The sequence below is a fragment of the Ralstonia sp. A12 genome (genome assembly GCF_000801955.1).
Taxonomy (GTDB): Bacteria; Pseudomonadota; Gammaproteobacteria; order Burkholderiales; family Burkholderiaceae; genus Ralstonia.
Genome location: NZ_JSZO01000002.1, coordinates 249,158 through 273,956 on the forward strand (window position 1 = coordinate 249,158; position 24,799 = coordinate 273,956).

A 24,799-nucleotide genomic window follows, 5' to 3' on the forward strand; every position below is an offset into this window, starting at 1 on the left:
CATCTGCCGGTCAACGGGTGGCTGGGCGGGGTCAGTGGAACATGCGCCAGCTGTCTTCGTGGCGCACCAGGAAGGCGCCGATCGTGCGGCGCACGGCCTGGCATTGCTCCACGGCATGCATGACGCGCGTGTTGAGCACGTGCAGCTGGCCGGGTTTGCCATGCACCACCAGCTTGGGCACGTCTTCAAGCTGGGGGATGCTTTGATTGGCAAAGAACTCGGCCATCAGTGTGTGCAATTGGGCGAAGTCCTGCGGGCGGTAGTCCCAGAACACGAGGCCCGTGCCTTCATCGGAATCCGCCACCGACAGGAACACCGAGATCTGGTTCTTCAGCTCGGAGTAGTTCTCGCCAATCGGCCAGTTGCCCGGGTCGCGCGAGAAGTGGATGGCGTCGCAATGCGGCGGCACGCTGTACACGCCTTCCTTCTTGGGCTGGAACTCGCGTTTGGAGGTGAGCGGAAACTCCGCCCACGTGCCTACCTGCACGGTGTCAATGTGCAGCGCATCGTGAATGAGCCGCGCGAAGGCGGTGTTGCGCAGTTGCCCGTTGAAGCGGCCGGCATAGGCAAAGTAGTCGGCCAGCCCGACCACGAGCTTTTCGTTTTCCAGAAACTGCATCGGCCCGACGGCTACGCCGGTGTTGGCCACGCCCGAGAGCGAGCGGTGCGGAATCACCTCGGGGTAGGCCGGGTCGGCCCACCACGTATCGAGTTGTTCGGGCTGCACCACATCCAGCAACACGGCAATCGCATCACCATCGCGCACCAGCGCCACGGCTTCATCGATGTGCAGGTCACGGGTTTCGGCGGGTGCGCCAAAGCGGTGGATTTCGGAGCGATACGACGTGCTCATCGGTCATCTCCTCAAACGGTGGATCGATAGGAAGGCGCCGCCATCCGCTCGGGATGACGGCGTGCCTGCATTCAGTGATTCAGTTGAATCAGGCGAGCTGGTTTTGCAGCGTCTGCAGGTCGAAGTAGTCCTTGAACAGCGTCAGCTTGCCGGCGTCGTTGAACTCGAGAATGACGACCATCGGCAGCGTGACCTTCTTGTCGCCGAAGACGATGTCGCTGGTGCGCTCGACAAACACCGTGCCGTTTTCCGACACCACGCGGTGCTTGTTCCAGACGTACGAAGACGACTTGCCGAAGAACTCGGCCACCTTCTCGACGGCGCGGGGCTTGCCGCGGTGCACGGTGTCGGCCAGTGGCACGTCTTCAAAAACGACGTCATCGGCCAGCAGGTCCGATACGGCGTCAAGGTCGCGCGTTTCCAGCGCACGGATGAACTGATTGGCCAAGGCCTTGGAATCGTGTTGAGCCATCTTGTTGCCTCTGTTGGAGTGTGGGGCGGGTCGGAATGCAGGCCTCCAGGTTGGGCTGGAGGCCGCATACCAACGCGCGATTTCACCAATCCGTCGCATTGGATTGATTGGCAATCCAATGGCGGCCTTTTAAATCACGTGCACGCACCGTTTTGCAGATCAAAAAGGTGCCGCAGCGCCGCCTGTGCCCCGATTTGGTTCAAAGCACAAAGGCGCCGTGATTAAGCGCGGATGCTGTGTGAAAAGCGGCAACGCGTCTACTGTACTTTTTTGCAGTTGACCGCATTGCAGCAAACGGTAGGATGCGTCCAGCAGAGGCAGTGACCCGTTTCCAGCAGTGGATTTGCGGCAGAGCACCAAAGCGCGAATTCATCAGGTTGGCCGCATATGTAAATGCAATGACGCACATGCGGAAAAGGCGGGTCGATATAAAAACGATGACAAATGCGATCGACGCTCAAATTGATTTGAGTGATTCGCAATTGGCAATTCGACTACCCGGCACGCATACGACAGGCGCCCTATGACCGATACCCTCATTCGTGTGGTTGGCAACAAGTTTCAGGAGTTGTCCAACGCGCAAAGCATCCTCACGTTCGACGAGCTCGTCACGCGTGTTCGTGAAGGGCAGCTGGAGCCGGCTGCCATCTCGCTGGAGCAGGGCATCTCGGAATCGCAGGTCGACGTGCTGCGTGATCTGGTGGCGCAGAGCAACCATGCCGGGCAGATTTCACTGCGCAGCTATTTCGATAGCCACCAGCGCTGTGACGGCGCGCTCACGCACAAGACCAAGCGTTCGAACACGTTGATCTCCGACCCGCAGGAAACGGGCGAAGACACCTATGCCAGCGTGCTGCTGATTGACGATGACTGCGCCGACCTGAGCGACCACGTGACCGGCAAGCATGTGCAGTTCATGGTGTTGCTGGAAGCGGCGCGGCAGATGGGCAACGCTGTCACGCAAAAATTCCACTCCACGGCAGCCAAGATGTACCTGGCCGAGAACATCAACGTGGACTTCAAGGCGTTTGCCTATCCGTTCCGGGTGGACCTGGAGTACCGCGTGCTGGAGCGCAACCTGCGCACCACGGGCGACGGCAAGATGGCCGTGCAGATCGACTTTCGCCAGCAGGGCAAGGTGATTGCGCAGCTCACGCTCACCTTTACGGTGCTGGACCGCAAGTTCGTCTCGGCGCTGGAAAGTACGGCGCTCAAGTCGCTACACAACTGAAGCGAAGGCGCTGTTATGACCGCTGTCATCTCGCCCGTCGCTCCCGCACGTGCTGCGCCCGAGGTCGAAGCCGCACGCATCTGCGCAGTGTTCGACCTGGATGAAACGCTGATCCGCTCGAAGAGCATGCTCGCCGTGCTGGAGCAATACCACCGCAGCTCAGCTTGCGCGCCCGACCAGGCCGAGCGCCGCATCCGTGACGTGCGCGCCAACCTGACGTGGTACGTCGAGCGCAACGCCAACCGCGCCGCGCAGAACCACTACTTCTATCGGCAGCTCGCGGGCATTCCGGTGGCAGACATGGCGCGCGCCGCGCAGCAGTGGTTCGAGGCCAATCGTGCGGCGCTGTATCACGACACGGTGGTCGCGCAGCTCAAGGCGCATCAGCAGGATGGGGCCACCGTCATCGTGGTGAGCGGTTCGTTTGCCGAGGCGATTGCACCCATCGCGGCTGACCTATCGATCGAACACGTAGTGTGCGCCCGCCTGGAGCAGCGCGACGGCCGCTACACCGGCGCCATGCTGGGTGAGCCGACGATTGGTGAAGGCAAAGCCATTGCGCTGCGCCAGTTCCTGCAAGCGCACGATCTGTCGATGCGCGGCGGCTTTGCCTACGGCGACCACGACAGCGACATCCCCCTGCTTTCCCTGGCTGACCACCCGGTGGCGGTCGGCTCCAACGCAGTATTGCTGGACCACGCTCGCCGGCACGACTGGCGTATTTCCCCCGCTGTTTCCTGATGATTGAGGTGAACCGATGGACGATCGCAAATTCATTGAAGACTTCGCGGCCCTGCTCGAAGTGTCGCCGGAACGGATCACCGACGACTTCAACCTGGTGGAAGACGCAGTGTGGGATTCGCTGGCGTTTCTCAGCACCATCGCCTTGATCGACACGCACTACCAGAAGGTGGTTGACCCGATGGCGTTGCAGGAGCTGATCACCTTCGGCCAGTTGCGTGCGCTGGTGCACGGCCAGAGCGTTGAGGCTTGAATGGGCTACCGGCGCTTTCACAACGCGCGCATTGCCGGGGTGTCTGCCGCGGTGCCGGATCACGTCCGGCGCAACGAAGACATCGCCGGTGATCCGGTGGAGATCGGCCGCACGGCCAAGCTGTGCGGCATCCAGACCCGGCACGTGGCGCCTGATGGCATGTGTGCATCCGATCTCTGCTATGCGGCTGCCGAGCGCCTGCTGGAGTCGGTCGGCTGGGAGAAGGATTCCGTCGACGCGCTGATCTTCCTCTCGCAAACGCCCGACTACGTAGTGCCGGCCACGAGCTGCGTGCTGCAACGCCGGCTGGGGCTGTCGTTCCACTGCGCGGCGTTCGACATCACGCTCGGCTGCTCGGGCTATGTGTATGGGCTGATGGTGGCCTTCGGGCTGCTGGCCAAGGAAGGCATGCGGCGCGTGCTGCTGCTGGTGGGCGATACGCCCAGCAAGCTGATCTCGCCGCACGACATTCCGGCCAACATCCTGTTTGGTGATGCGGGCACGGCCACGGCCATCGAGTATTCGGAAGACGCGGCCGAGAGCGTCTTCTTTGCCGGCACCAACGGCGCGGGCAGCGATTCGCTCATCATCGAAGCCGGTGGCTTTCGCCAGCCGCGCACGACCGAATCTGCCGAGCGCCGTCCGCATCCGCAGGACAAGGTGCTGCGCTCGCAGGAAGAGTTGTACATGGACGGCTCGGCCGTGTTTGGCCTCACGCTCAATCACGTGCCGGAACTGGTGCAGCAGCTCTCCACCATCTCCGGCTGGCCCGTGCAGAGCGTCGACCGCTGGCTCTTCCACCAGGCCAACAAGTTCATGCTCGATTACTTCTCGAAGAAGATCGGCATTGCGCCCGAGAAGATGCCGAGCAACATCGACCGCTTCGGCAACACCAGCCCGCCGTCCATCCCACTGATGATGGTGACCGAGCACGATGCGGACGCACCGCGCCCGGCGCGCGAAACGCTCGGCATGGTCGGCTTTGGCGTGGGCTTTTCGTGGGGTGGGGCGCTGCTGCGGCAGGCCGATCCCGTGATGGTTCCTCTTGTGTATCACCGTCAATAACGCAATCGCGCCACCACGCAATCACGCGGAGTCCTCTCATGGCGGTACAGATTCAATCGATCAGCTATGCGCTGCCGGATGCGACGCTCAGCAATCAATCCATTGCCGAGCTGAACCCGGATTGGCCTGTCGACAAAATCGCGGGCAAAACCGGCATCCACCTTCGGCATATTTCCGGCGACGACGAGTACAGCCTTGAGCTGGCCATCGCCGCCGGACGCCGTCTTCTGGACGAACACGACATCGCCCCGGAAGAGGTGGACTTCATCCTGTTCTGCAGCCAGACGCCCAAGTTCCTGATCCCGACGAGCGCCTGCCTGGTGCAGCACGCGCTGGGCCTGCCCACGCGCAGCGGCGCGCTCGACGTGAATCAGGGCTGCTCGGGTTACGTGTCATGCCTGATGCTGGCCGAAGGGCTGGTCGACAGCGGCCGCGCCAAGGGCGTGCTGCTCATCACGGCCGACACGTACACCAAGCTGGTGGCGCCGGAAGACCGCAGCCTCAAGACCATCATGGGCGATGCGGCCACGGCGTCGTTCATCCGCCGGGCCGATCACGGCATCGGGGTGCGTGATTTCGAGTTCGGCACCGACGGCACAGGCGCTGAAGCTATCACCGCACACACCTCGGGGTTGCACGGCTTGACCAGCGGCGGCGCGTATCAACCGGACTTCCGCATGAATGGGCCCGGCGTCTTCAACTTCGTGCTGACCAAGGTGCCGGAGGTGATTGACGCGCTGCTGGAGAAGAACGGCCTGGAGCAAGAAGACGTGGATCTGTTCGTCTTCCATCAGGCCAATGCGCACATGCTGGAGTCGGTGCGCATCAAGATGGGCATTGCGCCCGAACGCTTCTTCGTGAGCCTGGCGGATACCGGCAACACTGGCGCCTCCAGCATTCCGCTGGCGCTGGGCGATGCCGTGCGGCAGGGCCGCGTGATGCGCGGTGACAAGGTCGTGTTGATCGGCTTTGGCGCCGGGCTGTCGTGGAGCGCCTGCCTGATCGACTGGTAAGCCACCGGGCGCTTCCTCGCCTTCCAACCAACGCTGTTCCGATGCCCGCTGCGCGGCGGGGCAGGCCCCCGCTCGCGCCGCATTTTGATACCGGCCCCACCTTTCGCGAGGTTCGCGTGCAACTCATCACGGCACAAGACAAATTCACAGCGCACACGGGGCGCGTGTTCCTGAGCGGTATCGACGCGCTGGTCCGCCTGATGGTGGTGCAGCGCCTGCGTGATCGCGCTGCTGGGCTCAACACGGCGGGCTTTGTGTCGGGCTATCGCGGCTCGCCGCTGGGCGGGCTGGATCAGGCATTCTGGAAGGCCAGCGATGCGCTGGCGGCGCACGACATCCGTTTCCAGCCGGGGGTGAATGAAGATCTGGCCGCCACCGCCGTATGGGGCACGCAGCAGGTGCATCTGCTGGGTGAGTCGAAGCACGATGGTGTCTTCGCGCTCTGGTACGCCAAGGGCCAGGCGTCGATCGTTCGGGCGATGTGCTCAAGCACCTGAATCATGCCGGCACCAGCGCGCACGGCGGGGTGCTACTGGTGGCGGGTGACGACCACGGTGCGTATTCGTCCACGCTGCCGCATCAGAGCGACCACCTGTTCTGCTCGGCGATGATTCCCCTGCTGTATCCGGCTGATGTGCAGGAATACATCGAGCTGGGCCTGCACGGCTGGGCCATGTCGCGCTATTCGGGCTGCGCGGTCGGCTTCAAGGCGCTGGCCGATACGGTGGAATCGTCCGCCAGCATCGACGCCGATCCGTTTGCGCTGCAGATTCATCTGCCGACAGATCATGTGCTGCCCGAAGGTGGTGTGAACTGCCGCCTCTCTTCAGACCCGCTGGGTCTGACCGCACGCAAGCAGGAAGCGCTGATGCAAGACCACAAGCTGCCTGCCGTGCTGGCCTACGCACGTGCCAACCGGCTCAACCGCACCACGCACGATGCGCCCACCGCGCGGCTGGGCATCGTTGCTTCCGGCAAGAGCTACCGCGACGTGCGCGAAGCGCTCGCCCTGCTGGAGATCGACGCCGATGCGCCCGAGATGGCCAGCCTGCGCCTGTTCAAGGTAGCGATGCCGTGGCCATTGGAGCCCCATGGCATTTGCGATTTCGCGATGGGGCTGGACGAGATTCTCGTCATCGAAGAGAAACGCCCGGTGGTCGAATCGCAGTTGCGTCAGTTCCTGTATGACCTGCCGGACAACGCGCGCCCGCGCATCGTTGGCAAGTCCGATGGGGTGGGGGAACTGGCGGGGCCAGCGGGCAACGGTGTGTTCTCGGCCAAGACGGATTTGTCCGTCGCGCAGATCGCCATGGTGATTGCCGACCGGCTGGCACTGTTGCACCCGCAGGGCCGCCTTGCCAAGACGGCGGCATGGCTGCGTGACCGGCAGGCCTTTCTCGACCGCGAGGTGGCAACGCCCGCGCGCTCGGCCTACTACTGCTCGGGGTGCCCGCACAGCACGTCCACCAAGGTGCCCGAAGGCAGCCTGGCGCTGGGCGGCATCGGTTGCCACATCATGGCCACCGCCATCTACCCTGAGCACAACAAGACCTTCACGCAGATGGGCGGCGAGGGCGCAACGTGGATCGGCCAGGCGCCGTTCTCGCAGGTGCCGCATGTGTTTGCCAACCTGGGCGACGGCACGTACTTCCACTCGGGCTATCTCGCCATCCGCGCGGCCATTGCGGCCAAGGTGAACATCACCTACAAGCTGCTCTACAACGACGCAGTGGCCATGACGGGCGGCCAGCCGGTGGACGGCGCCGTGACTGTGCCGGCGATTGCACGGCAGTTGGCATCGGAAGGCGTGACGCGCATCGCGCTGGTGTCGGAAGATCCGTCGCGCCACGATGGCCGCGCGGGCCTGCCCGACGGCGTGACCCTCCACCCGCGCGAGGCACTCGATGCCGTACAGCGTGAGTTGCGCGAGGTGCAGGGCACCAGCGTACTGATCTACGAACAGGTGTGCGCGGCGGAGAAGCGCCGCCGCAAGAAGAAGCAGGCGGTGCAGGCGCCGGCCCGGCACCTCTTCATCAACCCGCTGGTGTGTGAAGGTTGCGGAGATTGCGCCACGCAATCGAACTGCTCGTCCATCGTGCCGCTGGAAACCGAGTTCGGCCGCAAGCGTGCCGTGCACCAGGGGTCGTGCAATCAGGACACGTCGTGCGCCAAGGGCTTCTGCCCAAGCTTTGTGACCGTGGAAGGCGGCCGCCTGCGCGGCAGCGGGCGCAAACAGCAGAAGGCCGCGTTGCCCGACAACCTGCCGGCCTTGCCGACGCCGCAACTCGCAGCGCTCGATGCGCCGTTCAACGTGCTCATCTGCGGCATTGGTGGTACGGGCGTCATCACGGTCGGCGCCATCCTCGGCATGGCCGCGCACCTGGAAGGCAAGGGCGCCTCGGTGCTGGACATGACCGGCATGTCGCAGAAGAACGGTGCGGTGATGTCGCACGTGCGCATTGCGCAGCGGCAGGACGCGTTGCACTCGCAGCGCATTCCCGCATGCCAGGCCGATGTGGTGCTCGGCTACGACATCCTCACCGCTGCTGCGCGTGATGCGGTGGACAAGATCAAGCCCGGTCACACGCAGATCGTGCTGAACACGGAGGAGAAACCCCCCGGCCATGCCATCCGGCAGGTGGACTGGCAGTTCCCCTCAGAGCAACTACGCCGCCTGTTGGGGGAGACGGCCGAGGCCAAGCTGGATTTTGTCGACGCGGGTGCGCTTGCACAGCACCACCTGGGCGATGCGCTGTACACCAACCTGCTGATGCTCGGCTACGCATTTCAGCGCGGGCTGCTGCCGGTGTCGGAGGCGTCCATCCTGCGCGCCATCGAACACAACGGCGTCGCTGTGCAGGCCAATCAGCGCGCGTTCCAGTGGGGCAGGTATGCCGCGTTCGATGCGGGCATCGGTACGAGCAAGCCGCTGGCGGAATCCATCGTCAAGCTGCAAAAGCCTGCCAGCCTGGATGCCGTGCTCGCCCATCGCCGTGGCTTTCTGACGGCCTATCAGAACGAAGCGTATGCGCGCCGCTATGTGAATTTTGTCGAGCACGTGCGCCAGGCCGAGCGCGCTGCCACCGGCAAGCAGACATTGGCGACCGCCGTGGCGCACAACCTGTTCAAGCTGATGGCCTACAAGGATGAGTACGAGGTGGCACGGCTGTTCAGCGGTGAGGACTTCCGCCGAGCCTTGGCCGAAACCTTTGAAGGCGACGTCACGCTGCGCTTTCACCTGGCGCCGCCCGTTCTCTCGGCATTGGAAGGCGGCACGCCGCGCAAGCGAACGTTCGGGCCCGGCACGCAGCGCTTGTTTGCCGTGTTGGCACGCTTCAAATGGCTGCGCGGTACGCGCTTCGATCCGTTTGGCTACACGCATGAACGCCGGCAGGAGCGTGCGCTGATTGTCGAGTACGAGCAGGCCATCGACATTGCGTTGGGCAAGCTCAACGCGCTCACGTACGACGCAGTACTGCAGCTTGCCAACCTGCCCAAGCAGATTCGCGGGTATGGCCACGTGAAGGCGGCCAGCATTGCGTCTGCCCGCACCCGCCAGCACGCGCTGCTGGCCCAATTTACCGGCCACAGCCCGGCGCAGGAAGCGCAGGCGCCCACGTGGTCCGCATTCCCCGGCGCAGATGCCTACGGCCTGCCGCGCGAGGTTTCCTGGTAAGGAGGGCGACTGCCATGTCCCAGCTACGCTACATCGTTCCGATCGGGCGCACGCCTGTGACAGCGCCGCGCCTGCGGTTGTACTGCTTCCACCACGCGGGCGGCAGCGCGGGCAACTTCGCCAAATGGCCAGCCGGGCTGCCGAGCTTTGAGGTACGCGCCATCCAGTTGCCGCATCGCTTCCTGCCCGCGGGGGTGGCGCGTGCCAGCCATCTCGATGCGCTGCTGCCGGGCATGGCCGATGAGGTGGCCGGTGCGCAGGCGGATGCGTTGCCGTTTGCGTTCTACGGGCACAGCCTGGGTGCGCTGGTGGCGTTTGAACTGGCACGTACGCTGCGCGCCCGTGGCGGTGCGCAGCCGGTGGCGCTGGCCATTTCAGGGCATCGCGCACCGCATCGGTTGCTGGGCCGCCCACCCATCTGCGAGCTGGAGCAGACAGCATTCATCGACCGCCTGCGCGGGCTGGGGGGGATGCCGGAATCCGTGCTGACGGACACGCGCACGCTGTCGTACATCCTGCCGACCTTGCGGGCCGATCTGCGCCTGTCGGAAATCTATGACTACCGCGAGGAGCCGCCGCTGTCGTTGCCGCTGTTCGGCTTTCGCGGCCAGGATGACCCGCTGCTGAACGAGGCGGACTATGCCGCCTGGGCCGATGTCACGCGCGGCCCGAGCGTATTGCGCACGCTGCCAGGTCACCACTTCTTCGAGCAGGAGGGGTTGGAGGCGTTGCATGCGCACCTGGTGGACGACCTCACGCGGCTGGCAAGCAAACGTCCGGCCCGCCGCCGGCGTGATCCGGCGGAGGCGCTGTAGCCGAACGCGCTCAGGCGATGGCCGACAGCGTTTGCGCGGGCCGCATCGCTTCCAGGTAAAAACCGTTGTCGCTCTGCTTGGCACGGCGCTTGGCCAGTGCGGCGGCGGTGCCGATGTCGTCGCTGTTGCGCGCAGCGCCGGGGACCACGTGCAGCGCGCCCACCGCCATCGTCACGAAACGGAAGAACGCCGGCAAGCCCTTGCGGTCTTCGGCATGGATGCCGCCGGCCATCTGGTCGGTCGGTGTGTACATGGCCAGCGCGTTGGTGTTGAACGCGGCGATGGCATGCTCCACGCGCGCGTGCCAGTCGGCGCTCTGGAACAGGATCAGGAAGTCATCCCCGCCCACGTGGCCGAGAAAGTCGCGTGTCGGCTCACACGCCGTGGCCAGCACGGCGGCGGCCATCTTCAGCATCTCGTCGCCTTGCCAATAGCCGTACTGGTCATTGAAGGGCTTGAAGTGATTCAGGTCCACATAGCAGGCGTAGAACTCCGCGCGGGCTTCCAGCAAACGTTCAATGTGCAGGTTCAACGGAATGTTGCCCGGCAGGAACGTGAGCGGGTTGGCATAGCGCGCCGCTTCGATGCGGATTTCGGTGACGGTGCGCACGAGTTCTTCGCCCGTGCCCAGGCCCAGGTAGCGGCCGTGCTCGGTGATGATGAAACCGTCGGTCAGGTAGCGCTGGTCTTCGCTCATCAGCAGTGCTGACATGTCTTCCAGCGATGCCGATTTCTCCACCAGCACCGGCTGCCGGTTGGCAAACGCCAGCGCAGATTTCTTGCCGTACAGCTCACGGTGATACGGCATCGCATAGCGATCAATGAAGGCACGGCGGGCGATGAGTGCCAGCGGCCGTTCGTCTTCATCGAGCAGCGCCACGGCGTGCAGATCGGGGTGGCGGTTGAACAGGTTCAGCACATCGTCGTTGCTGCAACGCAGGGGCAGGGTGGGGGCCACGCGCAGCAGTTTGCTCGCCGTGATGGCGCGCCAGCCCACCCGCACGGCTTGCGGAAACACCGCAATCTGCGACGACTGCAGCACGCGCGCTGCCTGGCTCGACATGTCACCTGCCGGCCTGTCCTGCGGCCGCCCCAGGAAGAAGCCCTGGCCAAATCGGATACCCAGATCGCGCACCACACCCAGTTCGTCTTCCGTTTCCAGCCCTTCGGCAATGATGCTGGTCGCACTGCCCTTGAGGGTTTGTTGCAATGAGCGTGTGACGTCCAGCTTGGCCGGGTGCTTGGCGATGTCGCGCAGGAAGTACTTGTCGAGCTTGATGAAGTCCGGCGTCAGCTCGATCAGCAGGTTCAGGTTGGCGTTGCCCGTGCCGAAATCGTCCAGCGCGCATTGCATGCCAAAGTCACGCGCTACTGACAGCGCTTGGGCAAAGCTGGCGAGGTCGTCAATAGGCGTCTGCTCGGTCAGCTCGATGACGATGCGCGAGGGGTGCAAATCGTGGTCGGCAATCGCGTGCAGCAGGCGGGCGTGGTCTTGCAGCAGCTGACGCACACCAAACGCGCTGAAATTCAGGAACAGCTTGCCCGGCAGGCGCATGGCCGAAAAGTTGGCGATGGCCAGGCGCGCGGCAGTCGTCTCCAGCGCAATCGCACCCTCAGTGTCCGATGCTGCGGCAAACAAGGCGGCGGGCGACTCCATGGCCGAGCCGACCGGCCCGCGCAGCAGCGCCTCGTAGCCAAGCACCTCGGTGGTGGACAGACGAAAGATCGGTTGGAACACCGTGCGCAGCATTTCGGGCGTAATGCCCGCCGGCAAGGGAAGCGGTGAGGAGGTCATGGCGTGGGGACGCAAGATCGGACATTCCGCCTAACGGTCACATGCGGGTGCACTGAACACAGAGTTGAATGAATTTTTTATGACGCACGGAGCGGCGCGGGTTGGCGGGCCGGAGTCCCCACCACGGAGGGGGCATGGTTCAGAATGCGGAGTGCGCTTGCGTCTTCACGGGGCGCGATCCATTCACGCCGCGCTTGACCCTCACACTGCGTGAGGTCCTAGCCTGGGGTTCAAGCCAGAAGACAGGAGCCAGCCATGTTGTTGAAAGTGGGCGATCTCGCCAAACGCTGCGGCCTCACGGTCCGCATGCTGCATCACTACGACAGCATCGGTCTGCTCACGCCTTCGGCCCGCTCCGACAGCGGCTACCGGCTATACGACAAGGCTGACATCGCCCGGCTGCACCAGATCCAGGCGTTGCGGCGTTTCGGCATGTCGCTGGCTGACGTTGGGGCTTTCCTGGCAAACCCGGACGTTCCCCTGACCACGATCATGGAACGGCAGATTGCGATGCTCGATCAGCAGATCACGCAGGCCAGCGTGCTGCGCGACCGGCTGACCCGTCTGCACGACCAGCTCATGCGCGAGGAAGAGCCCGAGCTTGCTGAATGGCTCACAACCTTGGAATGGATGACCATGTACGACAAATATCTTTCACAGGAAGAACGCGCGCGTGCCGAACGTCTGGATGCGGATACCGCACGCCACGAGCGCTGGGCGGCACTGGTGGCAACCGTGCAGGAGGCGATGACGCGTGGGGTACACGCCCGCAGCACAGAGGCACAGGCGCTGTCCAAACGCTGGATGGAATTGCTCGCGCACGATGCGGTGGCGGACCCGATCCTCACGGCCAAGCTGCACACCATGCATGTGAACGAGCCGGTCCTGCAGGATCGCACCGGCATCAGCCTGGCGATGCTCGACTTCATCATGGAAGCGGCCAACGAGACCAAGCTCGCGATCTATGCGAAGTACCTGTCGCCGCAGGAACTGCAGTACATGCGGGCGAACTTCGGCAAGCGCGCTAACGAGTGGCCGACCCTCATTGCCGAGGTGCGGCAGCATCTGGCCAAGGGCACGGCGCCGCATGCGCCGGAGATGCAGCAGCTTGCCCGGCATTGGGTCGAGCTGTTCCGCTCGTATGCCGGTGACGATCCGCAAACGCAGGCGAAAATCCGTCTGGCGATGGAGCGTGAGCCGGAGCTTTCCGCCAGCCCATGGATGGGCCCTGACCTGATCGCCTACGTGCGTGAGGCGATGGAAGGGCTGAAGGCGGCGTAAGTTGGAGGGGGAAGGGCGCAAGCTGTTCGGGCAGGCGCTCTACCCATCCAGGCGCGCGTCGCGCCGGACTGCCTGGGGTGGAAGGCCGAACCCGCGCATGAACGCCTCGCGCATATGCCTGCGGTCACGAAAGCCGGTCTCCCGAGCGATGACCTCAAGCGGATGCCGGCTCTGTTCGATCATCAGGCGCGCGGCCTCCAGCCGGAGTTTCTCAATGGCTTTGGCTGGAGACTGCCCCGTCTCAAGCGTGAACACCCGGCTGAACTGGCGCGGGCTCAAGTGAACAGCGTCCGCCAGCGCCTCCACTGTCAGTGAACCGCCTAGGTTCTGACGCGCATAGTTCAACGCATCCTGGATGCGGTCTGACTTGGGCGCGAGGTCCAGCATTTCGGAATGCTGCGATTGGCCACCCGCCCGGCGCTGATGCATCACCAGCTTGTGCGCGACCGAACGGGCGGCCTCCGCGCCCAGATCCTTTTCCACCATGGCAAGCGCCAGGTCCAGGCCGGCCGTCATGCCGGCGGACGTCCAGATCGGCCCATCGACGATGTAGATCCGGTCTTCCTCCACGCGGGTTTCCGGAAACCGCCGCTGCATTTCACGCCCGTACGCCCAATGGGTCGTGGCGCGCCGCTGTGCCAGCAGGCCCGCCTCTGCCAGCACGAACGCGCCGGTGCAGACCCCGGCGATGCGCCTTGCGCGATGGCTCGCCCTGCGCAGGTACGCAAGAATCTTGTCGGGCGCTGGGGAGCTGAGCGGGTCGTTGACCCCGGCGACGATCCAGGTGTCGACATCAATCCGCCCGCGCAAGGACCGCGTGCCCACCGCCAGCCCGAGCGACGAGCGCACCTCGCCGCCGGTGACGGAGAAGTTGTCCATCACATAGAACGGCTCGCCCATGCCCATGTTCGCGTACTCGAACACGGACTGTGCGGCGAGCGCCATGATCTGGAAGCCATCGCTGATGAGGAAGCCGATCCGGTGCATGTCCGTTCTCCTTACGTTTCCCGTTGAGCCATGTCCTGAATCATACCCATCTACGTCATTCACGTCGCGGTGCGTTGGAACCAGAATGCACTCACGCATTCATTGACAACCCCTCCCCACGAACAGGAGCGACATCATGACGGAATCACATCAACATCAAGGTACGGCGCTGATCACCGGCGCATCGTCGGGTATCGGCGCAGTCTATGCCGACCGCTTGGCGCGACGCGGCTACGACCTGATCCTGGTTGCGCGCAATCGCGACCGCCTGCTCTCCCTGACCGACCGCATCACAAACGAGACGCACCGCAGCGTTGAGATCGTCGACGCAGACCTGGGTGACCGCAAGGCACTTGCCAGCGTCGAGGCCAAGTTGAAACAGGACGCCAGCATCACACTGCTGGTCAACAACGCGGGCGTGGGTACGCATACACCGCTGCTGGAGAGTGATGTTGACGCGATGGCACGCATGATTGATCTGAACGTCACCGCGCTCACCCGGCTGACGTATGCCGCCATCCCCGGCTTTGTTGCACGTGGTAAGGGCGCAGTCATCAACATCTCGTCCATCGTTGCCATCACCCCGGAAACGCTCAACGGTGTCTACGGCGGCAGCAAGGCGTTTGTGCTCGCTTTCAGCCAATCGCTGCATCACGAGCTCGCCGACAAGGGCGTGCAGGTGCAAGCCGTGCTGCCCGGCGCTACGGCCACCGACTTCTGGCAGAGCGGAGGTCTCCCGCTTGAGCACCTGCCCAAGGAGATTGTCATGTCGGCCACCGACATGGTCGACGCCGCATTGACGGGCTTCGATCGTCGCGAGCTTGTGACGATCCCCTCACTGCATGCCGGCGAGGAGTGGGAAGCCTACGAGGCCGCGCGGCGGACGATGTCGCCGCACCTGTCGATGAACACCCCGGCGCCGCGCTATGCGGTGGTGCGATGAATCGGAGTGCATGCCATGACGACAACACTGGAAGAGAAGAACACCGCGTTCGTTCTCAATGCGCTGGACACGCTGTTCAACCAGAAGGACTACGCGAAGGCAGCGCTGTTCTGGTCTGAGGCCTACGTCCAGCACAGCCGGCATGTGCCTGCCGGACGCGATGGACTGTTCAGCCTGGTCCGCTCGATGGGCGACATCCGCTTTGAATACGACATGGTCATCGCCAAAGACGACTTTGTCTGGGTGCACAGTCGATACACGAGTTCAGCAACGCCCGCCGCCATGATCGCCATGGACATCCTGCGGATCGAAGACGGAAAACTCGTCGAGCATTGGGACGTGCTGCAGGACGAGGCAACGCGCAGCGAATCTGCCGGCGGCCATCCGATGTTTGGCAGCACGTTTGCGGAGGAACGTTAGTCGAGGGGAGCGGGCGCACGAGCCTCCGCCGTCAGTTGGGGCAGCCCGAGTCCAAAGAAAAAGCGCTCGCTGTTTCTGGCGAGCGCTTTGTGCATGACTCGGTGACCCGTTAGTCGGCTGTCTTTCGCTGCCGCCACTTGCGCCGCACGCGTGCAATCAGCACGCCCACGATCGACAGCACGATCACCCATGGCAGCAGGTAGGCCACTGCCGAGATCACGCTCGCGCTGGCATGCACCAGTGACGGCATGAACTCATGCAAGGCGTTGCCGATGGGCGCCCACAAGCTGCGCGCAGCGGTCTGGCGGGTGCTCAGGTCGATCGACAGCACCTCGCGGTTCACGCGGTCCATCAGGTGCGCGCTCTGGCCCGTGGCCGCTTCCAACTCAGATTGCGTTTCCGACAGCTTTTCTGCGATCAGGATCAGGTCTTCCACCTTGGTCGCCTTGCGCTGCAGGTCGAGCAGGCTGGCGCGGTAGTTCTTGAGCATGTCCAGGCGCTTGCCGACTTCGGCAATCGGCTGGCCCAGGTCATCCACGTGGGTGCCCTGGCTGACTACGCCACCGCTGTCGGCCAGACGCTTGCGCATGGCGCGCACGCCCTCGGAGCTGGCGCGCAGGTTCAGGTGGGCCGTGCCGCCGCGCTGGTCGCGTTCGAGTTGGATGCTCGCGTCCATGACCGTGCAGTGCCAGGTGGCCTCGTTCACGCAAGCGTCTTGCAGCTCGCGGTACAGGCGCTCCATCTGCGGGGCATCGACTTCCAATGAGACGCGATGCTCGTAGGCGAGAAAGCGGCGCTCGGCGCCCTCGGCCTGCTTGGCGCTGGCTTCTGGCGCGGGCGCCATGGCAGCCTGGCCGATGGCACCTGCCGCGTTGGGTGCTTCTTCTTTTTTGCCGCACGCGCCAAGGGCAAGCACCGACACAACAACAAAGAGAAGCCGTTTCATAGATGAGGACCGCATGCGTTGATCTTGATGGAGGTGTCTTGAACGTTGGAGATGCGCTGTGGAGCGCAGTCTAGCGTAGGGAGGCGGTTCCTATGTTCACGTTCCCTAACGTTGCGGGTGGGTTGCCGGTCGTTTCCTTAGCTTCGGGTTAGTCCCAGGGCAAGATCGCCAATCCACGACAGTCTGCGCGCGGGCGGCTTTTGATAATGCGCTGGTCCGCGGCCGCTTCCGATGGCGGCCACGGGCGCCCCGACGATGCCGACAGGACTGGAGACGACGATGGACACCGTATCGATCAGCGCAGCGCTTCGCGCGCACCGCGAACGCCTCGTGCTGGATCACTTTGCCGACGAGATCAAGCAGGACTTTGACGCCGTGCTGGCAACGTTCCCGCATCCGCACTACGAGATCATTCCCAACGGCGACATCTACGACGGCAACGACGGCGTACGCGCGTACTACACACAGAGCCGAAAGGCCTTTCCTGACCAGCGCAGCGAGATCATCCAGCTGCGCCACACGGAAGACGCCGTCATCGTTGAATTCTGGCTGCTGGGTACGCACCGTGGCGTACTCCGTGGGTTGCCGCCCACCGGCAACAGCTTCCGCTGCCGCATGATCGCGCTGTTCCTCTTTGACGGCGAGACCCTGATCTGCGAGCGGATCTACTTCGACAGCCTGACGATGATGCGCCAGTTGCTTGGCGGGTTGCCTGAGCCGGCCAAGCTCCAGGTGCTGTCCGGCATGCTCGGCCAGGCCGATGCACAGCCTGCGCCCACGGCTTGATCCGCACGGGCAGATGGCCATGGAATCCAACGCATACATACGAGCGCCCAGCGCGGCTTCGCTTGGCGAGGCGCCCGGCAGAGGCCGGCTGGCAGGGCGGCGCGTTCTGGTGGTGGGCGGCGGACAGCGCGTCTTTGATGCGGCCACCGACCCGATCGGCAACGGCAGGGCGGTCTCCATCCTCGCCGCCCGCGAAGGCGCACACGTCGCGGTGGCTGACTACGACCTTGCCAGCGCACGCAAGACAGTTCACCGGATTACGCAGGAGGGCGGTCGCGCGGTTGCGATTCAGGCCGACATCACCCGCGAAGACGACGTACGCCGCATGATCGATGCGGCGGCGACGGGTCTGGGTGGCCCGGGCGGCCTCGATGGCATGGTGCTCAACGTCGGCATCACGTGCACGACAGGGCTGCACGGCTTCACGCTCGACGAATGGGACCGCGTGCTCAACACCAACCTGCGCGGCCCGATGCTGTGCTGCCGCCACGGTCTTGAGCGCATGGAGGACGGTGCCTCGATCCTCTTCGTGTCGTCCGTTGCCGCCCGGCGTGCGGGTTCGCAGCTGGTTCCGTACGACGCATCCAAGGCTGGGCTGGAGGGGCTTGCCCGGCACGTGGCGATGGAGGGCACGCGACGCGGTATCCGCGTGAACACGGTCATGCCTGGGCTGATCGATACCCCGCTGGGGCGCCTGACCACCGCGGGCCGTCCGGAGCGCGGCACCGTTGCGGGCCCGTTCGGCCGGCATGCCACCGCGTGGGAAGTCGCTTACGCGCTCCTCTTCTTTCTATCCGACGAGAGCGTCTACATCACCGCCCAGACGCTGGCGGTGGATGCCGGTATCACCGGCCTATAAACCCATGGGAGATTGCAATGGCTCACCCTGAAGTCACGACACACCAGGACCGTCTGCTCACGGTCAACGTTAACGAAGTGGGCGGCCTGCCGACCGAAATGCCCGGCGTGACGATCACGCCGTTGTTTCTCGATCGCGAGAACGGCGTGTGGGTGCTGTACGGCAAGTTTGAACCCGGCACTGTCCTGCCGACGCACTTCCACACCGGCACCGTTCACTTCTACACAACCAAAGGGCAATGGAACTACGTCGAGTATCCGCACGACCCGCAGACCGCGGGCAGCTATCTCTTCGAGCCGGGCGGCTCCATGCATACCTTCTCGGTGCCCGCCGATGCCAAGGAGGCGGCGGAGGGTGTGATGGTGGTGTACGGCGCCAACATCAATTTCGTGAACGGCGAGTACCACAGCATCATGGATGCCGGCGCCATTGAAGCGGCCGTGCTCGGCGCGGTGAAGATGGGTGTCATCCCCATGCCCAAGTACATCCGGCCCAAGGGCGGGGCCGAGTTCTCGACGTTGTAAGCCGCAGCGTCAGATGCCAGGCAAGGCCGTTGTCCGATGGCCTTGCCTCGTATCCGATGCAGCGCTTCAGTTGGCGAGCTGGCGCAATGCCGCCTTGTCGAGCAGCGTCACGCATCCGTAGTCGAGGCTCAGGATGCCCTGGCCCTCCCAATGCTTGAGCTGGCGATTCACGCTCTGCCGCGAGACACCGAGCATCTGGCTCAGTTCTTCCTGCGACAGGCGCAGCGCCGCGTCCGCCTCGCTGGGTACCGCGTGGGCATGCAGTTGCTGCGCATCCAGCAGACGGCGCGCCAGCCGCGTCGGGAATGGCAGCAGAACCGTTGCGTCGATCCACTCCAGCGCCCAGCGATAACGGTGGCCGATCAGACGGACGAACTCACGCAGGAACTTCGGCTGTTCGTCGACGAGCGCGTGGAACGTGGCGGCCGGCACGACCCGCAGTTCGCAGTCGACCACGGCGCGGGTGTCATACACGCGCGGTGCATCCATCAGCAGCGACACCTCGCCAAACCACTGGCCTGCCTCGACGATGCCCAGCATCGCCTCGCGCCCGCTGGCCGCCGTCGTGCTGACGCGGATCCGGCCGCGCTGCAGGTAGAACAGCGCATCCGGTGCGGATCCGTAGGTAAAGAGCACGTCGCCCTTGGCCAGGCGTCGTTCTCGGGAGTGAGCGCGCAGCAAGGCGTCAAGCTCGGCGGACAGTGCCGGGGCCGCAGGTTCGGATGCGCCGGTGGGGTCTTCTTGCATGGGGCGTGTGCCGTGGGAGCCAGCACAAGAATGGGTTCCTGCCCGGTATTTCACAGGGATTCTCGCGATCGTTCCAGACAGGGTTAGTCCTCATCGGAGAGTGCCAATCGGCGACAGTCTTGCCACTGTGCTGACGTCACCATGTGCCGGCCCATGTCGAATCCGCCCCCCAAGGGCGTACCAGCGAGCCCCGACGATGACCGCAACGCACGATGCCAGCAGTACCCGTCCCCCCATGGTGGACGACGCCCTGTTCCGGAAAATCAGCTGGCGCCTGCTGCCGTTGCTGTGTGTCTGCTACCTCTTCAACTACCTGGACCGGACCAATGTCGGGTTTGCGCAATTGCAATTGCGCGAGCAACTTGCCTTTGGCGACACCGTGTTCGGGATCGGGGCGAGCATTTTCTTTCTCGGGTATGCGGTTTTTGAAGTCCCGAGCAACATGCTGCTCGCCCGCATCGGCGTACGCGCGACCCTGCTGCGCATCATGAGCCTGTGGGGGCTCGCATGTGCGGCCATGGTGTTCGTGACCACGCCGACACAGTTCTATGTGCTGCGTTTCCTGATCGGCGTGTTCGAAGCCGGCTTCGCACCTGGGGTGCTCTACTACCTGACGCTCTGGTTTCCGAAGCGGCGTCTCGCGCAGGCCACGGCCTTCTTCTTCATGGCCTACGGTTTGGCACCGATCGTTGCCGGACCGGCGGCGGGCGCGATCATGACCTACCTGAACGGCGTTGGGCAGTTGCACGGCTGGCAGTGGTTGTTCCTGCTGGAAGGGCTGCCCTGCGTTCTGCTGGGTATCGTCGCCTTCCGCACGTTGCCCAACCGGCCGGCCGATGCCCCTTGGCTGAATACCACCGAGCGCGGGCGGCTGCAGGTGCTGTTGCAGGAGAGCGGTGTGCAGCAGCCCGGCAGCCACGCGGGTGGGTTGGTCGATGCGCTGCGCGATACGCGCATCTGGGTGCTCGGCTTCGTTTCGTTTCTCGTGATCCTGGGCGTCTATGCGCTCGCGTTCTGGAGCCCCACGATGTTGAAGGGGATGGGGCTCACCGTCATGCAGGTCGGCTTGGCTTCAACACTGCCTGCCGTCTGCGGCGTGGTGGCTTCCATCGTGGTCGGACGACACTCGGACCGCACCGGCGAGCGGTGCTGGCACTTCGGTATCGCCGCCTTGGTGGGGGCGGCGGGGCTGGTGGCCACCAGCGCGTTCCCGGCCAACGTCGGCGGGGCCCTGCTGTGTCTTGCGCTGGCGTCTGCCGGCATCTCCAGTGCGTTCACGGTGCTGTGGGCGATGCCGGGAAGCCTCCTTGCCGGCAGGAGCGCCGCAGCCGGCATCGCCATCATCAGCACGATTGGCGGCAGTGCGGGGATGGTCGCGCCGGTGGCGGTGGGCATCATCAAGGCGGCCACCGGCGGGTTCACGCTGAGCCTGCTTCTGCTCAGCGGTGCGCTGGTGATGGCGGCGGTGATTTTTGTGGCGTTCTTCCGGCGGGCACGCGCGTTTGCGGGTGAACCGAAACTCGCTGAAGCACGCTAGATGACGAGGCACGGATCAGTGGTGCGGATTGGCCACCACTTTTTTTGGGGTGTTGCATTCTCGGATCAGGGCTGGCTGCTGCCCTTACCCTCCGGATACCCACGGCCGCCGCACGGCTCAGCGTGCGCCGACGATGCGGAGAGGACCGCAAAGGTGCCAACGGTGCCGCCAACCACGGTCAGCAGGGCAGCGGCGAGCAGGAAACTCTTCATCACGCGTTTCATGGGGTCTCTCCGGAGTGGCGGGAGTCATCCCATGAAGTTTAGTTCGCCTGAGGGCCAGAACAAATACGGCAATGCTGCGCCGCAAATGCAGAACGCCCGGCAGAACCGGGCGTTTTGTCATGCATCAAGCCAGTGGTCAGGCGCCTTGCGGTACCCCGCGCGGCGCGCGCTTGCCGGAGGCGCTTTCAGCGTCCTCATGCACGGCATCCACTTCGTCCAGATAGCGCGTGTGCCAGCCGCTGGCCACACCCCAGTGGTAGAAGCACAGCGAGATGGCCGCCACGATGCCCATGTCCCAGCCGTACGGAATGTAGCCGTGGCCACCGAACTCCTTGCTGCCGCAGTACGACAGCGCGGCAATCGTGGGCAGGTAGGCGATCATCCACCACGCGCCCTTGAGCTCGGTTTTGAAGTCGGGCCAGCCAGCCTTGGCCTGGTAGTAGAAGTACACGGGCAGGGCCACGAGCATCAGCACGATGATCTCGCCGGTGAGCGGCCACTTGGCCCAGTACAGGATCAGCGACGCGCACACGAACGCGAACGGCGCCACCAGCGACAGGCCTGCCAGGCGCAGCGGGCGATGCAGCCCCGGCGAGGTCTTGCGCAACGACATCACGCTGATCGGCCCCGTCAGGTACGAAATGACGGTCGCCACCGAAATGACGGCCGCCAGCGCACCCCAGCCACGGAAGAAGAACAGGAAGATGAACGACACGCCCAGGTTGAACCACATGGCCGGACGCGACACGCCAAACACCGGATGCACGCGGCCGAAGATGGCCGGCATGGTGTTGTTGCGCTCCATCGCGTAGATCATGCGCGTGGTGGTGGCCATGTACGTGCTGCCGGTGCCCGAGGGGCTGACGAACGCGTCGATGTACAGCACGATGGCCAGCCAGTTCAAGTTGAGCGCAATCGCCAGTTGGGCAAACGGCGAATGGAAATCGATGCCGTGCCAGCCATTGACGAGCGATTCCGGCGGCACCGCGCCCAGGAAGGCAATCTGCAGCGCCACGTAAATCACCGCCGCCAGCAGGATCGAGCCGATCACCGCGATGGGCACGTTACGCCCAGGGTTGCGCGCTTCACCGGCCAGGTTGATCGGGCTCTGGAAACCGTTGAAGGCGAACACGATGCCGCTGGTGGCAATGGCGGTCAGCACCGCAGACCAGCCGTACGGCGCGAAGCCCTGTGCGGCTCCATTCACGCCTTCGGTCATGCCGAAGTTGCTCGGGTGGAAGCCCGCACCGATGAGCGCCACGGCCGTCGCCGCCGGAATGATGAACTTGAAGATGGTGATGGCGTTGTTGGCCTTCGCAAACACCTTCACGCCCCAGTAGTTCAGCAGGAAGTACACGACGACCAGCACCGCGGAGAGCACCAGCCCTACCGGCGTCAGCTCGCCATGCTGGAACAGCCCCTGCGCCCACGGCCACGGCCAGCTGCTCATGTATTGGATGGAGGCCTCGGCCTCGATCGGGATGACGGTGACGATGGCGATCCAGTTGGCCCACGCGGCCACGAAGCCCACCAGCGAGCCGTGCGAATAGCGCGCGTAGCGCACCATGCCGCCGGACTCCGGGAACATCGCGCCCAGTTCCGCATACGTCAGGGCGATGGCCAGGATAACGATTGCGCCGATGACCCAGGTGAAGATGGCGGCAGGGCCTGCCACCTGTGCGGCATGACCCGCACCGAACAGCCAGCCCGAACCGATGATCGAGCCCAGGCCGGTCAACATCAGGGGCCAGGCGCCGAGGTTGCGTTGTACGTTTTTTTCCAAGGGAGTCTCCACCCGGCGAGTCGATGGCTCGACAGGGGTATCGCGGTTTTGCTTACCAGTCCGCTTAGTTCTACCGAGGCGACGCCGTTTCAGCATCGCCCACCGTCCCGCATGGTGGGTGTCACCAGCGCGGAACATGCGTGCACGGGTTGACGCGTAGCATCAACCGCACCTGTCCGGTCGCGATGAAAGGCGGGGCGCGGTGCCTGCCTTCCGGGGGGATTCGCGTATAGTCATCGGCGACGTTGTGCAGGGTGCCGCACTTATCGCCCGATTGCCGGAGCTCGCAATGGGGCGCAATCATAGCGAAATCGTTGGCGGTTGCACCTCTTTTTCACCGTTTCTCCCAGTTTTTTTACCCCATGGAGTCCTCATCCGTCACATCGGTTGCACCTGCGACACCTGCGCAGTGGCACCGTCGCGTACTGACGCTGGCGTTTCCGATCGTGCTGGCCAACCTCACGCAGCCGATCCTGTCGGCGGTCGATACGGCCGTGGCGGGGCACTTGCCGGGGCCGGAATACATCGGCGGGGTGGCGCTGGGCGGGGTGTTCTTCAACTTCGTGTTCTGGGGCTTCGGCTTCCTGCGCATGGGCACCACGGGGCTGGTGTCGCAGGCGCACGGCGCGGGCGATGCGCGCGCGCTGCGCGCGAGCGTCGTGCGGGCACTGCTGCTGGCGCTTGCCATCGGGGCGGCGTTGCTGGTGCTGCAGGGGCCGGCCATCCACATCACGCTGGCACTGCTGGGTGCGAGCGAATCCGTGACACGCATGGCCGAGGTGTATTGCCATGCGCGTATTTGGTCAGCGCCGTTTGCGCTGGCCAACTATGTGGTGCTCGGCACCTTGCTCGGGCGCCAGCAGGTGCGGCGTGCGCTGCTGCTGCAGGTGTTGATCAACACGGTGAACATGGTGGCGGTGCTAGGCCTGGTGCTGGGTGCCGGCCTGGGGGTAGGCGGCATTGGCGCGGCCACGGCCTTGGCGGATATTGCGGGCTTCGTGCTGGGCATGCTGCTCCTGTGGCTGCAACGGCCGCTCGGTTTGCCGTCGCTCACGCGTGCTGAACTGCTTGCGCGCGATGCCTGGCGCCGCCTGATGGGCCTGAACACCGACATCTTCTTGCGCACGCTTTGCCTGCTGGCTGCCTTCGGCTGGTTTGCCCACGCGGGTGCAAAGCAGGGCGACGTGGTGCTGGCCGCCAATGCGCTGCTGCTCAACTTCCTGACCTTCATGGCCTACGGGCTGGACGGCTTTGCGCATGCCGCCGAAGCCCTGGTGGGTGCCGGACTGGGCGGGCGTGATCGTCACGCACTGCGCATGGCGATCCGCGTATCAACACTCTGGTCCGCGCTGGGCGCTGGGCTGTTTGCGGCGGTGTATGCGCTGGCGGGCGCGGCCATCATCGGCGTGCTGACCGATCAGCCGGCCGTGCGTGAAGCCGCGCGCCATTACCTGGTGTGGGCGGCGCTGCTGCCGATCGTGTCGGTATGGGGCTTCCAGTTTGACGGCGTGTTCATCGGCGCCACGCGCACGCGAGAACTGCTGGTGACGATGGCCGTGGCGGCGGCTGCGTTCTTGGGGCTGTCCGTCACACTGCAACCGCTGTGGGGCAACCATGGGCTGTGGTTGTCGATGCTGGGCTTCATGGCGCTGCGCGGGTTGATGCTTGGTGCGCTGCTGCCGCGCGTGTGGCGAGTGGCGCAAGTGCGGGTGGCCTGAGACTCGTCGGGAACCGCAAGCGCGTTGCATAAAAAGACGGCAACTGGATTGCCGCTGCGGCTGGCGGCGCGGCGCGGCGCGCGGGGTCTTTGTCTTTTGCCATCAAACAAACGCCAGGGCATTGGTTGGC

General features: G+C 64.4%; 22 protein-coding genes and 1 pseudogene. 15 read left to right on the plus strand and 8 right to left on the minus strand.

Annotated features, from left to right (window positions below; genetic code table 11):
• Positions 1 to 31 precede the first annotated feature (31 nt).
• Together PI87_RS05515 and PI87_RS05520 are read right to left on the minus strand one after the other, a co-directional pair.
• Entirely contained in the window at positions 32 to 853 is an 822-nt protein-coding gene (locus PI87_RS05515; protein WP_039596679.1) for a hypothetical protein, read from the minus strand.
• An 88-nt stretch (positions 854 to 941) separates the two neighbouring features.
• Positions 942 to 1,325 (minus strand): nuclear transport factor 2 family protein, encoded by a 384-nt coding sequence (locus PI87_RS05520; protein WP_039596680.1) that lies wholly within the window; start codon positions 1,323 to 1,325, stop codon positions 942 to 944.
• 523 nt (positions 1,326 to 1,848) lie between these two features.
• On the opposite strand from PI87_RS05520, the gene PI87_RS05525 reads away from it, so the two are divergent.
• From PI87_RS05525 to PI87_RS05555, 7 genes and pseudogenes are all read left to right on the plus strand, one after another.
• Positions 1,849 to 2,556, plus strand: coding sequence for an AfsA-related hotdog domain-containing protein (locus tag PI87_RS05525; RefSeq protein ID WP_039596681.1), 708 nt, complete (start codon positions 1,849 to 1,851; stop codon positions 2,554 to 2,556).
• A gap of 15 nt (positions 2,557 to 2,571) precedes the next feature.
• On the plus strand, positions 2,572 to 3,297 hold the full coding sequence (locus PI87_RS05530; protein ID WP_052321412.1) for an HAD family hydrolase: 726 nt from the start codon (positions 2,572 to 2,574) through the stop codon (positions 3,295 to 3,297).
• A 16-nt stretch (positions 3,298 to 3,313) separates the two neighbouring features.
• Positions 3,314 to 3,550 carry an acyl carrier protein gene (locus PI87_RS05535; protein WP_039596682.1) on the plus strand — a complete coding sequence of 79 codons (237 nt, stop codon included), beginning with the start codon at positions 3,314 to 3,316 and terminating at the stop codon, positions 3,548 to 3,550.
• A complete protein-coding gene (locus PI87_RS05540) occupies positions 3,551 to 4,615 on the plus strand; it encodes a 3-oxoacyl-ACP synthase III family protein (RefSeq protein WP_039596683.1) in 1,065 nt (354 codons plus the stop codon).
• Positions 4,616 to 4,653: 38 nt separating this feature from the next.
• Complete coding sequence (locus PI87_RS05545) at positions 4,654 to 5,628, plus strand: 3-oxoacyl-ACP synthase III family protein (protein ID WP_039596684.1); 975 nt, start codon at positions 4,654 to 4,656, stop codon at positions 5,626 to 5,628.
• A 41-nt stretch (positions 5,629 to 5,669) separates the two neighbouring features.
• Positions 5,670 to 9,304 (plus strand): annotated as a pseudogene (locus PI87_RS05550) (indolepyruvate ferredoxin oxidoreductase family protein).
• Positions 9,305 to 9,318: 14 nt separating this feature from the next.
• A complete protein-coding gene (locus PI87_RS05555; protein WP_052321413.1) occupies positions 9,319 to 10,119 on the plus strand; it encodes a thioesterase II family protein in 801 nt (266 codons plus the stop codon).
• Between the two features lie 10 nt (positions 10,120 to 10,129).
• Here the strand turns inward: PI87_RS05555 and PI87_RS05560 are convergent, their stop codons facing one another.
• Positions 10,130 to 11,914, minus strand: a complete 1,785-nt coding sequence (locus tag PI87_RS05560; RefSeq protein WP_039596685.1) for an EAL domain-containing protein — start codon at positions 11,912 to 11,914, stop codon at positions 10,130 to 10,132.
• Between the two features lie 255 nt (positions 11,915 to 12,169).
• On the opposite strand from PI87_RS05560, the gene PI87_RS05565 reads away from it, so the two are divergent.
• Positions 12,170 to 13,195: a MerR family transcriptional regulator gene (locus PI87_RS05565; RefSeq protein ID WP_039596686.1), complete on the plus strand. Its 1,026-nt coding sequence runs from the start codon at positions 12,170 to 12,172 to the stop codon at positions 13,193 to 13,195.
• Positions 13,196 to 13,234: 39 nt separating this feature from the next.
• Here PI87_RS05565 and PI87_RS05570 read toward each other — a convergent pair whose 3' ends face one another.
• Complete coding sequence (locus PI87_RS05570) at positions 13,235 to 14,182, minus strand: GlxA family transcriptional regulator (RefSeq protein ID WP_039596687.1); 948 nt, start codon at positions 14,180 to 14,182, stop codon at positions 13,235 to 13,237.
• Positions 14,183 to 14,318: 136 nt separating this feature from the next.
• Here PI87_RS05570 and PI87_RS05575 point away from each other — a divergent pair, with 136 nt between their 5' ends.
• The gene (locus PI87_RS05575; RefSeq protein WP_039596688.1) at positions 14,319 to 15,125 is read left to right on the plus strand and encodes an SDR family NAD(P)-dependent oxidoreductase; all 807 of its coding nucleotides are present in this window, start codon (positions 14,319 to 14,321) and stop codon (positions 15,123 to 15,125) included.
• A 15-nt stretch (positions 15,126 to 15,140) separates the two neighbouring features.
• Positions 15,141 to 15,545: a nuclear transport factor 2 family protein gene (locus PI87_RS05580; protein ID WP_039596689.1), complete on the plus strand. Its 405-nt coding sequence runs from the start codon at positions 15,141 to 15,143 to the stop codon at positions 15,543 to 15,545.
• A gap of 109 nt (positions 15,546 to 15,654) precedes the next feature.
• Here the strand turns inward: PI87_RS05580 and PI87_RS05585 are convergent, their stop codons facing one another.
• A complete protein-coding gene (locus PI87_RS05585) occupies positions 15,655 to 16,491 on the minus strand; it encodes a DUF4349 domain-containing protein (RefSeq protein WP_198139513.1) in 837 nt (278 codons plus the stop codon).
• A 279-nt stretch (positions 16,492 to 16,770) separates the two neighbouring features.
• Here PI87_RS05585 and PI87_RS05590 point away from each other — a divergent pair, with 279 nt between their 5' ends.
• Genes PI87_RS05590 through PI87_RS05600 form a run of 3 tightly spaced genes read left to right on the plus strand, consistent with a single transcriptional unit; the run spans position 16,771 to position 18,660 of the window.
• The gene (locus PI87_RS05590; protein ID WP_039596691.1) at positions 16,771 to 17,277 is read left to right on the plus strand and encodes an ester cyclase; all 507 of its coding nucleotides are present in this window, start codon (positions 16,771 to 16,773) and stop codon (positions 17,275 to 17,277) included.
• 19 nt (positions 17,278 to 17,296) lie between these two features.
• The gene (locus tag PI87_RS05595; protein ID WP_084209900.1) at positions 17,297 to 18,136 is read left to right on the plus strand and encodes an SDR family NAD(P)-dependent oxidoreductase; all 840 of its coding nucleotides are present in this window, start codon (positions 17,297 to 17,299) and stop codon (positions 18,134 to 18,136) included.
• Positions 18,137 to 18,153: 17 nt separating this feature from the next.
• Positions 18,154 to 18,660, plus strand: coding sequence for a 2,4'-dihydroxyacetophenone dioxygenase family protein (locus PI87_RS05600; RefSeq protein ID WP_039596692.1), 507 nt, complete (start codon positions 18,154 to 18,156; stop codon positions 18,658 to 18,660).
• A gap of 66 nt (positions 18,661 to 18,726) precedes the next feature.
• On the opposite strand, the gene PI87_RS05605 is transcribed toward PI87_RS05600, so the two are convergent.
• A complete protein-coding gene (locus tag PI87_RS05605) occupies positions 18,727 to 19,407 on the minus strand; it encodes a Crp/Fnr family transcriptional regulator (protein ID WP_039596693.1) in 681 nt (226 codons plus the stop codon).
• Positions 19,408 to 19,603: 196 nt separating this feature from the next.
• Between PI87_RS05605 and PI87_RS05610 the strand changes: the two genes are divergently transcribed.
• The gene (locus PI87_RS05610) at positions 19,604 to 20,944 is read left to right on the plus strand and encodes an MFS transporter (RefSeq protein WP_052321414.1); all 1,341 of its coding nucleotides are present in this window, start codon (positions 19,604 to 19,606) and stop codon (positions 20,942 to 20,944) included.
• Between the two features lie 65 nt (positions 20,945 to 21,009).
• On the opposite strand, the gene PI87_RS29400 is transcribed toward PI87_RS05610, so the two are convergent.
• A complete protein-coding gene (locus PI87_RS29400) occupies positions 21,010 to 21,168 on the minus strand; it encodes a hypothetical protein (RefSeq protein WP_198139514.1) in 159 nt (52 codons plus the stop codon).
• 136 nt (positions 21,169 to 21,304) lie between these two features.
• Positions 21,305 to 22,951 (minus strand): APC family permease, encoded by a 1,647-nt coding sequence (locus tag PI87_RS05615; RefSeq protein WP_039596694.1) that lies wholly within the window; start codon positions 22,949 to 22,951, stop codon positions 21,305 to 21,307.
• 362 nt (positions 22,952 to 23,313) lie between these two features.
• Here PI87_RS05615 and PI87_RS05620 point away from each other — a divergent pair, with 362 nt between their 5' ends.
• Positions 23,314 to 24,669, plus strand: a complete 1,356-nt coding sequence (locus PI87_RS05620; protein ID WP_039596695.1) for an MATE family efflux transporter — start codon at positions 23,314 to 23,316, stop codon at positions 24,667 to 24,669.
• Positions 24,670 to 24,799: the final 130 nt, after the last annotated feature.